This is a genomic window from Hyphomonas sp., from assembly GCF_041689225.1.
Taxonomy (GTDB): domain Bacteria; phylum Pseudomonadota; class Alphaproteobacteria; order Caulobacterales; family Hyphomonadaceae; genus Hyphomonas.
On record NZ_JBDNGN010000095.1, the window covers coordinates 1 to 5534 of the forward strand.

Here is a 5534-nt window from a genome sequence, read left to right on the forward strand (position 1 = left end):
AGTCTGACCCGCCACGGCTTGATCGTGAAGAAGACGGGCCGCCGGATTGGCCTCGCGGAAATCACGCCCTCGGAGTTCGTGAAATTTTGTCTCTATTTCGCTGTCGTCCTGATGAAGGGGTTGGCCGTACGCATGACGCGGCCAAGCGGCCTCTCGGTCTGGTTCGCGCCGGATCGGCCGCGGCCCTGATATATCCTCTGGTCGGCCATGACCCTTTCCGGCATCCGCTTTGCCCGTACACCCGCCAGCGCAGATGTCGCCTTCTATTTCGAGGATACGACCCAGGGTGTGCCGCCGCCCGCTGGAAACCTGGTCCAGCTCAATTCCGCCTGCAATGACATCTCGAAAAGCCGTGTCGCCGATGTGTTCGCCAATGTCGCCGGCTATGCCCTGCGCCTTGACCCCCGCACCCATCTCGGACCGGCAGTGGAGAAGAGCGAAGCCAATGGCCTGCATGATGGCCGGATCGTTACCTGTCCCTGCGACCCTGCCGCAGGAAAGGCCTACCAGCATCTGGTCGACTCGTCCGATGGCACAACCGCCTTTGATTATCGCACGACCATTATCGGCCGTGTACCGCGGTTCGTTCTGGTCAAGACCAAACCCGCCGGCGACCGTTTCTCGATGCACAATGATACGGTGTCCTTCCGTCAACTGCCCGACGTTTTCTCGCCCGCAGAGCTCGACATCATCACGCGCTTTGCCGAAACCATGGCCCTTGACTGGGCCGCGCTCGATATCCTGCGTGATAGCAACTCTGGCCGCATCTATATCGTCGATGTCAACAAGACGGACACCGGCCCGGCGGTCGATCTCTCCTGGCATGACCGCAGCCGCGTCATGCGCGCCATTTCCCGGCATTTCCATGCGATGATTGCTGGCGTGGCCCGGCCAGACGTGACAGCAACAGCCCCGCAAGCTGCGCGGAACGCGCGCGAATCCATGAGAACAGGATACGTCATTGAAACTCCGCGTAAGGTCTGAGCTCTTCTACGATTTCCCGCACGATACGCAGGCCATTTTTGCGATCCAGGTCGCCCGCTCGACAGGCCAGGCCATCCTGTCGGAATCGCTCACCCTCTCGCCTGACACGCCGGTCATCCAGGACATGGCCGACATTCACGGCGAGCGGCGCTTTCGGGCCGCTCTCGCAGGTCGGACCAGCATCATATATGAAGCCACCATCGAGAACAGCACGCCCCGGCTCCTGTCGCCAGGCATCAGGCTGGAATCCTGGCTCGAACTGCCGCCGCCGGTGCTCGAATTCCTGCTGCCCAGCCGATACTGTCCGTCGGACAAGTTCATGTCCTTTGCTCATCGCGAGTTCGGCCGTCTCGCGCCCGGCAGTACGCAGGTCCTCGCCGTGCTCGACTGGGTCTACAATCATGTCGACTATGTTCCGGGCGCCAGCCATGCCGGCACCACGGCCGAGAACACATTTGTCGATCGCGCCGGTATCTGCCGTGACTTCACGCATCTCGGCATCAGTATATGCCGCGCGCTGAATGTGCCGTCCCGCGCCGTCAGCGGCTATGCCTGGAAAATTGATCCGCCGGACTTCCACGCCGTTTTCGAAGTCTATCTCGACGGCGCCTGGTGGCTGGTCGATGCAACCCGGCTCGTCCCTGTCGAAAACCTTGTCCGCATCGCCATTGGCCGGGATGCGGCTGACATTGCTTTCCTCACCACGTCGGGCAATTGCGAATGCCTCAGCCAGTCAGTGTCGGTCGAATTGCTCGGCGCTTGATTAGCGGTCAGCCCGCCAGCATCGCCGCGCGTACGGGGCGGAAACTGGTGCGGTGCAGGGGACTGGGGCCGAGCCGGGTCAGGGCTTCGGCATGGGCTGCGGTGCCATAGCCCTTGTGGCGGGCAAATCCGTAGCCGGGATGGCTTGCATCCAGGTCCTGCATCAGGGCATCGCGAACGGTCTTGGCGAGGATCGATGCGGCGGAAATGGCCGGCTCCGTAAGGTCGCCCTTGACGATGGCGCGGGCCTCGCAGGGCAGTGATTTCGGCAGGGCGTTGCCATCGATCAGGATCATGCCGAGGGTGCATTGGCTGGCGACGCCCTCCACGGCCCGGCTCATGGCAAGGAAAGTGGCCTCGCGGATGTTCAGCGTGTCAATCTCCTCAACGCTGGCATGGGCGACAAAGAAGGCCAGCGCCCGTTCGCGGATCAGGGGCGCCAGCGCATCTCGCCGGGCTTCGCTGAGTGCCTTGGAGTCGGTCAGCCCGGCTATCGGCGCAGACGGGTCCAGCACGACGGCGGCAGCTGTGACCGGGCCCGCCCAGGGGCCGCGTCCGGCTTCATCGACGCCGCAGGTGAAGAGAAGCCGTTGGTTCATCGTGCCAGTGCAACGCGAGTCGCCCTTGCTATCCACCCTTGGCTCAGCTTCATTGCCGTTTCTCCGAATCCCTGCCGATAGGACATTTCCGTCATGTTTGAATTCCTGGCCTCTCCCGCCTTCTGGGGCAGTCTTGCGACGCTGACCTTCCTGGAAGTCATTCTCGGGATCGACAATCTCCTGTTCGTGTCCATCGCCACTGGCAAGCTGCAGGGCAAGCAGAAGGCGCAAGCGACCCGCGTCGGCATATGGGGCGCCATGTTCCTGCGGATTGCGATGCTTGGCCTGATCTTCGTGATCATCGGCCTCGACAAGAACGCCCTTTTCCAGATGCCGCACGCCTTCGCCCAAATCCTGTCAGGCGGTGATGAAGCGCTGATGCGTCATGTCGAGGACGTGACAATAAAGGATCTGATCCTGCTGGCTGGCGGCCTGTTCCTTCTGTGGAAAGGCACACAGGAAATCCACTCCGCTGTCGAGGGCACGGGCCATGAGGAAAGTGATGCCAAGAGCGGCTTCACCGCAGTCATTATCCAGCTCTTCGTCATCAACGCCGTCTTTTCGCTCGACAGCGTGATCACGGCAGTCGGCATGACCGATGACCTGGTCGTGATGGTCAGCGCGGTTGTCCTGTCGACGATCGTCATGGCGTTTGCCGCCGACCCGCTCGCCAAATTCATCGGCGAACACCCGACCACCAAGATGCTGGCCCTGTCCTTCATCCTGCTCGTGGGCGTCGCCCTTGTGGCGGATGGCCTCGGCTTCCACATTCCCCGTGGCTACCTCTACTTTGCCATCGCCTTCTCGCTGGCCGTGGAACTGCTCAACATCCAGGCGCGCCAGAGCGTCCCGAAAACCGGAGACCATTGAATGTCAGCCCCCTATGCCATCCGTATCCATGAAACCGGCGGTCCGGAGGTTCTCAAGAAAGAATCCATCGACCCGAAACAGCCCGGCCCAGACCAGGCGCTGGTGCTCCAGTCGGCGGTCGGCCTCAACTTTATCGACACCTATTTCCGCACCGGGCTCTATCCGGCGAAATTCCCGTTCACGCCGGGCGGCGAGGGCGCTGGCGTGGTCGAAGCGGTGGGCGAGGGCGTCACTCATATCAAGCCCGGCGACCGGGTCGGCTATGTCGCATCTGGCACCTATGCGACGCATGTGACCCTGCCGGCGGCAAACCTGTTGCCACTGCCGGACAGTATCTCCGACGAAACGGCCGCCGCCGTGATGCTGAAAGGCCTGACGGCCTGGATGCTATTGTTCGAAATTCGTCCGATCAAGAAAGGCGACACGCTGCTCGTCTGGGCGCCCGTCGGCGGTGTCGGCAGCCTGCTCGTGCCATGGGCCGTCAGCCTTGGCGCGCGGGTGATCGCGGTCACTTCGTCGGACAAGAAAGCGGCCATAGCCCGCGCGTCCGGGGCCAGCGAAGTGATCGTCGGCTATGATAATGTCGCCGAGCAAGTGAAGGCCCTGACCGATGGCAAGGGCGTCGACGTGGCGCTCGACAGTGTCGGCAAGACCAGTTTCGATGGGTCCCTCAGCAGCCTGAAGCCGCGCGGCTGGATGATTTCCTACGGCAACGCATCCGGCGCGCCGGATCCCGTTCCGCCCGGACGGCTGGCGCAAGGCGGCTCGCTTGTTCTGACGCGCCCGACGCTATTCAATTTCATCGCAACGCCGGAAGCGCTGGCGCGGGGTGCCGGTCTCCTGTTCGGCGCGCTGAAGGATGGCACTCTCAAGGCGGATATCGGTCAGCGCTTTGCGCTGTCGGATGTCGCCGACGCCCATCGCGCCCTCGAAAGCGGAAAGACGATCGGCGCGACGATCCTGGTTCCCTGAGGCCAGCCATGGCGCTCAGGATTTCAAACCGGGATGCCCGCCGCCTCTGGCTCGACGCCCAGCTCCTGTCAGCAGCGCCGACCGGGCCGCTGGATCTCGCCGATATCATCCGTCGGCTCGGCTTCGTCCAGCTCGACACGATCCGCGTCGTTGCCCGCGCGCACGATCATATCCTGTGGAGTCGCAACCAGAATTTTCGCGAGCCGATGCTGGAAAAATGCCTCGCGCGCGACCGGCATGTCTTCGAGCATTTCACGCACGACGCGTCGCTTATCCCGATGGATTTCTATCCGATGTGGCGTCGTCAGTTCCGCCGCCTGGAGGAAAGGGTGCGCGGCTGGGAATGGCATCGCGGCATGCTGGACGAAGTCGGCCGCGCCGACATCCGCGCGCGCATCGAGGCCGAAGGCCCGCTCAGCACCAAGGCGTTCGACACCAAGATCGCGGGCAAGCAAGAGATGTGGCGACGCCCGCCGCACAAACTGGCGCTCGATTACATGTGGTATGCCGGGGAACTCTCGACCTCGCACCGCGAGAATTTCACGAAATACTATGACCTGACGCACCGCGTGATCCCGGATCACTTGCGCGAGGTCGAGCATCGCGATGCGGCGCAGGTCGATTGGCTGTGCCGCGAAGCGCTGGTCCGGCTGGCTTTTGGGACGGAAGGCGATGTGCAGCGCTTTTGGGCGGCGGCGGACTTGCCGGAAGTGAAAGCCTGGACAGCTGCGAATGCGGGTGAACTCGTGCCGGTCGAAATCGAATCCGCGAACGGCCAGTGGAGTGCCGCTCTGGCGCTGCCGGACATCGAACTCCGCCTCGCCACCACCCCCGCGCCGACCTCGCGCCTGCGCATCCTCAACCCGTTTGACCCCGTGATCCGCGATCGCAACCGTCTCACGCGCCTGTTCGGTTTCGACTATCGGATCGAGATTTTCGTGCCGGCTGCCAAGCGGCAATGGGGCTATTATGTCTATCCGCTGATCGAGGGCGACCGGTTCGTCGGGCGGATCGAAGTGAAGTCAGACCGGGACAAGGGTGAACTCACTGTCGTCGCGCTGTGGCCTGAACCTGGCGTGAAATGGACAGGTGCACGACAGGCGAAACTGGATTCGGAACTGGGGCGGCTGGCGCGGTTTGTCGGGGCAACGGGCGTGGTCTGGCTGACGGACTGATGTATTCAGGCGTTGAGGGCAGCTGCCATGTCGGCCAGCTTCGACGCGCCTTGCCCATCCGCATAATACACATAGATTTCGCGGATTTCGGGTTTCAGCATTTCGGTCGTCTGGTGCCGCAGGCCCGTTAGTGCTTCCGGGCCGGGGGGCGCGTCGAGAAATATCGCCACGA

6 protein-coding genes and 1 pseudogene are annotated in these 5534 nt (G+C 62.8%); 6 read left to right on the plus strand and 1 reads right to left on the minus strand.

All coding sequences use genetic code 11. The features are described from left to right. From ACESNB_RS08700 to ACESNB_RS08710, 3 genes and pseudogenes are all read left to right on the plus strand, one after another. A pseudogene (locus ACESNB_RS08700) lies at positions 1–189 on the plus strand (hypothetical protein); the annotation flags it as partial. A gap of 18 nt (positions 190–207) precedes the next feature. After that, positions 208–984, plus strand: coding sequence for a hypothetical protein (locus tag ACESNB_RS08705; RefSeq protein ID WP_373006345.1), 777 nt, complete (start codon positions 208–210; stop codon positions 982–984). Further along, positions 962–1747, plus strand: coding sequence for a transglutaminase family protein (locus ACESNB_RS08710; protein WP_373006347.1), 786 nt, complete (start codon positions 962–964; stop codon positions 1745–1747). Before ACESNB_RS08705 ends, ACESNB_RS08710 begins: the two co-directional genes overlap by 23 nt. 7 nt (positions 1748–1754) lie before the next feature. On the opposite strand, the gene rnhB is transcribed toward ACESNB_RS08710, so the two are convergent. Then, positions 1755–2345, minus strand: a complete 591-nt coding sequence (gene rnhB / locus ACESNB_RS08715) for a ribonuclease HII (protein WP_373006349.1) — start codon at positions 2343–2345, stop codon at positions 1755–1757. A gap of 93 nt (positions 2346–2438) precedes the next feature. Between rnhB and ACESNB_RS08720 the strand changes: the two genes are divergently transcribed. The 3 genes from ACESNB_RS08720 to ACESNB_RS08730 are packed head-to-tail and all read left to right on the plus strand — an operon-like array spanning position 2439 to position 5362. Further along, the gene (locus ACESNB_RS08720; RefSeq protein ID WP_373006351.1) at positions 2439–3215 is read left to right on the plus strand and encodes a TerC family protein; all 777 of its coding nucleotides are present in this window, start codon (positions 2439–2441) and stop codon (positions 3213–3215) included. Next, positions 3216–4187: a quinone oxidoreductase gene (locus ACESNB_RS08725; RefSeq protein WP_373006353.1), complete on the plus strand. Its 972-nt coding sequence runs from the start codon at positions 3216–3218 to the stop codon at positions 4185–4187. Between the two features lie 8 nt (positions 4188–4195). Beyond that, positions 4196–5362: a winged helix-turn-helix domain-containing protein gene (locus ACESNB_RS08730; RefSeq protein ID WP_373006355.1), complete on the plus strand. Its 1167-nt coding sequence runs from the start codon at positions 4196–4198 to the stop codon at positions 5360–5362. Positions 5363–5534 lie beyond the last annotated feature (172 nt).

Bases quoted from the DNA above. Each gene is read 5' to 3' on its own strand.
- ACESNB_RS08705 (WP_373006345.1), top strand. From the start codon at position 208: ATGACCCTTTCCGGCATCCGCTTTGCCCGTACACCCGCCAGCGCAGAT.
- rnhB (WP_373006349.1), bottom strand. From the start codon at position 2,345: ATGAACCAACGGCTTCTCTTCACCTGCGGCGTCGATGAAGCCGGACGC.
- ACESNB_RS08720 (WP_373006351.1), top strand. From the start codon at position 2,439: ATGTTTGAATTCCTGGCCTCTCCCGCCTTCTGGGGCAGTCTTGCGACG.
- ACESNB_RS08725 (WP_373006353.1), top strand. From the start codon at position 3,216: ATGTCAGCCCCCTATGCCATCCGTATCCATGAAACCGGCGGTCCGGAG.
- ACESNB_RS08730 (WP_373006355.1), top strand. From the start codon at position 4,196: ATGGCGCTCAGGATTTCAAACCGGGATGCCCGCCGCCTCTGGCTCGAC.